Raw genomic sequence first — 3,515 nt, forward strand, 5'->3', positions numbered from 1 at the left:
GCCATGCAGTTTTGTGTGTCAGTTGGATTTGTTTCTGATAGCGGAAACCGGCGCGTTTATTCAGCTTATGAATTTTTTCATTGCGAACATCCGGCTCGACTACCACGCGCCGGACATCGGGCTGGCTGAACAGGTACTCCATCACCGCTGAAAACACCTGCCAGCTGAAGCCAGTCACCGGCTTTTCAGCCGGTGACAACAGAATATGCATGCCCATATCACCGGGTTGTACAGCGTAATGCTCATGCAGCGGGTCATCCTCAACCGGATAGCATTCGATGAGAAATTGCGGCTGTCCGTCGATTTCGCCCATCAGCGCTGCCAGCGGTTTATCCTGAGTCAGGTCGCGATAGAAATTGCTGACTTCTGCAATGGTGCTGTTTTGCATCCCCCAGAAATGCGCGTAGGGCTGCGTCATCCAGCCATGTAAAACGGCGGCGTCTTTTTCCGGAGACAGCGGGCGTAAAGACAGTTTCCCTGCATCGCGCAGGCAGGAGAATACGGCGGTAGAAATGGCATCAGACATGAGTAAATCTCCGTTAGTTTGCGTCAGGGCTGCGGGTGCCAAAGGTCTGGAAAGCAATGGTTTTTTCCACCGGATACACTTCATGGCCGAGCATTTCGCGGATAATAGTGCTGTTGCGGTAGCACGCCATGCCCAGATCCGGTGTGACGAAACCGTGCGTATGAAGCTCGGCGTTTTGTACGAAAATCTGGTTGTGCGCATCGATGCTGTAATTGCGGTTGACGGCGTAACGACCGGCTTCATCCCACTGAATGCGGTTATAAATGCCCTCCACAAACTGCGGTGGCTGATAGCCGTACCCGGTCGCGAGGATCACTGATTCCGTGCGGTGCCGGTATTGCTGTTGCTGTTCGTGGTGGAACAAGGTCATTTCAAGTTCGCCGCTGCGGCTGCGGGTCAGCGCTGTCAGTTCCGAATGTGTGTACAAATCGACACTCAGCGGGCCGTCGAGGCGTTTGACGTACATCAGGTCATAAATATCGTTGATCAGACTGATGTTAATGCCCTTATACAGACATTTTTGTTCCCGATTGAGCTGATCGCGCTTGCTTACCGGCAGCGCGTGGAAATAGTCGATATATTCCGGTGAGGTCATTTCCAGCGTCAGTTTGCTGTATTCCAGCGGGTAGAAACGCGGTGCACGGGTTACCCACGTCAGATGATAATTGTGCGTGTCGATGTCGGAGAGCAGGTCATAGTAAATTTCTGCGGCGCTCTGGCCACTGCCGACTACGGTGATGGATTTTGAATTTTGTACCTGCTGTTTATTCGGTAAATAGGCCGAGGAGTGATGCACGTTTCTACCGGCATCCCGCGCACAGGCAGGCATCCACGCTGACGGCCCTGTGCCGAGAACCAGCCTTCGGGTACGGTAAATCTGTTTTTCGCCGCTTTTCGTCGAGCGCGCCTCTATCCGATAGCATTCCTGTGCCGCATCCCAGGTAACGCCCTCCACGCGCGTGGAGAATTGCAGGCTGGTCAGCTGGCTGCATGCCCACTGACAATACTGATTGAACTCTTTACGCATCATGAAGAAATCTTCACGGATGTAGAATGAGTAGAGTTTTCCCTTTAATTTAAGATAATTAAGAAAACTGTAAGGGCTGGTCGGATCGGCAAGCGTCACCAGATCGGCCATAAACGGGGTCTGTAAATGTGCGCTTTCCAGCATCATGCCGGTGTGCCAGTCGAAGCTGTCATTCTGGTCTAAAAACAGGCCGTTCAGCGCTTTCAGTGGTTCAGTCAGACAGGCCAGCCCGAGGTTAAACGGACCGATTCCTACGGCGATAAAATCATACATAGGGTCGTTTGGGTGGGTATTCATGGTGTGGCTCCTTTTACCGGTTTTTCGCGGCGCTCAGCGCACTGGCAGTGAGTTCTTTGCCGTAATGAGTAATCAGGCTAAGCACATCGGCAACGTCTTCCGTGGTGGTGGCTGGGTTGAGTAAGGTAAATTTCAGATACTGGCGCTGATGTACTTTGGTTCCGGCGATAACGGCGCTGCCGTCGCGGAAAATGGCCTTACGGATCCCGGCGTTGATGTCGTCAATCTGTTCATGCGTCATGGATAAACGCGGTACGAACCGAAACACCAGCGTGCTCAGCTCCGGCTTATGCAGCACTTCAATATTCGGATTCTCTTCCATCATCTGATGCGTTTGTGTCGCGCGGGCCAGCAGCACATCAAAGGATTCTCCTAATGCCTGCTGACCCATAATGCGCAACGTCAGCCACATTTTGAGGGCATCAAAACGTTTGGTGGTCTGGATACTTTTATTCACCAGATTCGGCGTGCCTTCCAGTTTCGCACTCAGCGGATTCAGATATTCGGCGTGATGTGTCACGTGCTCCAGATGACGGTGGTCATTAACCAGAAACGCGCTGCAGCTTACCGGCTGGAAGAAGGATTTGTGGTAATCCACGGTGACGGAATCGGCCAGATGGATGCCGTCAATCCGCTGACGATGCTGTGGCGAAACCAGCAAACCACAGCCGTATGCGGCATCTGCATGCATCCAGATTTTTTCCTGGCGGCAGATTTCAGCGATCTCATTCAGCGGGTCGATACTGCCAAAGTCAGTCGTACCGGCGGTTGCCACGACGGCAATCGGGATCAACCCTTCAGCGTGGCAGCGCTCAATTTCCTGACGGAGTGCGGCAATATCCATGCGAAAAGCGCTGTCGCAGGCGACCGGAACCACGGCGTCATAACCCAGGCCGAGCAGGGCAGCGGATTTCTGAATACTGAAGTGGCTGACCTGTGAACTGAAAATACGCCAGCGGTTGGCTTCCGGCGGCAGACCCTGATATTTGATGCTGTGCTGCGGTCGGGTGCGTTTGCAATGGCTGTCGCGCGCCAGCAGCATGGCCATCAGGTTGGACTGGGTCCCGCCGCTGGTGAAAATACCGTCTGACTGTGCGCCAAAACCGATACGGGCGAGTGTCCAGTCAATGACTTTTTGCTCGATGAGCGTGCCGCCTGCGCTCTGATCCCAGGTATCCACCGAGGAGTTGATGGCACTGATAAACAGCTCCGCCAGTTGGGAAGGTAAGACGGTCGGACAGTTGAGATGCGCCAGGTATTTCGGATGATGGAAATAGACCGCGTGCTGAAGATATAAATCATCCAGTTCTTCCAGCGCCAGCCGCGTTCCGTCCAGAGGTTTAGTCAGGTCAATATGGCGAAATTGCTCGGCTAATTCAGCCGGAGAAACACCGGAAAAGGGTTTCTCAGTATGGTTAATATGGGATTTAATTAATTCAACGCCTTGTTCAATCTGCGCCTGCCAGTCAGGGGTATTGTGGTGGTTAAAAATATAACCCTTATTTTTGCTTATATTTGCCTGGGCTGGGGTGAGATTTTGGCTACCGGATTGCATTAATTCCCAGTTATTTATCTGGCTCATTCTGTATCCTTTGGGTTAGTCCTTTTCATCCTCAGCAGGCGTGGGGCGGCCGCCCGGATAAAGTCAGGATTTAGCCTGTCTCT

At 52.7% G+C, this 3,515-nt stretch carries 3 protein-coding genes; all 3 read right to left on the bottom strand.

Going from position 1 to position 3,515, the window contains the following annotated elements; genetic code table 11:
* Positions 1 to 526 (bottom strand): GNAT family N-acetyltransferase (locus tag J1785_RS02290; RefSeq protein WP_217218719.1); only part of this gene is annotated, 526 nt, incomplete at its 3' end.
* 13 nt (positions 527 to 539) lie between these two features.
* Complete coding sequence (locus tag J1785_RS02295) at positions 540 to 1,850, bottom strand: lysine N(6)-hydroxylase/L-ornithine N(5)-oxygenase family protein (RefSeq protein ID WP_129951101.1); 1,311 nt, start codon at positions 1,848 to 1,850, stop codon at positions 540 to 542.
* A 13-nt stretch (positions 1,851 to 1,863) separates the two neighbouring features.
* The gene (locus J1785_RS02300; RefSeq protein ID WP_238483031.1) at positions 1,864 to 3,432 is read right to left on the bottom strand and encodes a pyridoxal phosphate-dependent decarboxylase family protein; all 1,569 of its coding nucleotides are present in this window, start codon (positions 3,430 to 3,432) and stop codon (positions 1,864 to 1,866) included.
* Between the last annotated feature and the right edge of the window lie 83 nt (positions 3,433 to 3,515).

It is taken from the genome of Rahnella perminowiae (genome assembly GCF_019049755.1).
Taxonomy (GTDB): domain Bacteria; phylum Pseudomonadota; class Gammaproteobacteria; order Enterobacterales; family Enterobacteriaceae; genus Rahnella; species Rahnella perminowiae.

Excerpts from the sequence above, each read along its gene's own strand:
- J1785_RS02295 (WP_129951101.1), bottom strand. The coding sequence starts at position 1,850 with ATGAATACCCACCCAAACGACCCTATGTATGATTTTATCGCCGTAGGA.
- J1785_RS02300 (WP_238483031.1), bottom strand. The coding sequence starts at position 3,432 with ATGAGCCAGATAAATAACTGGGAATTAATGCAATCCGGTAGCCAAAAT.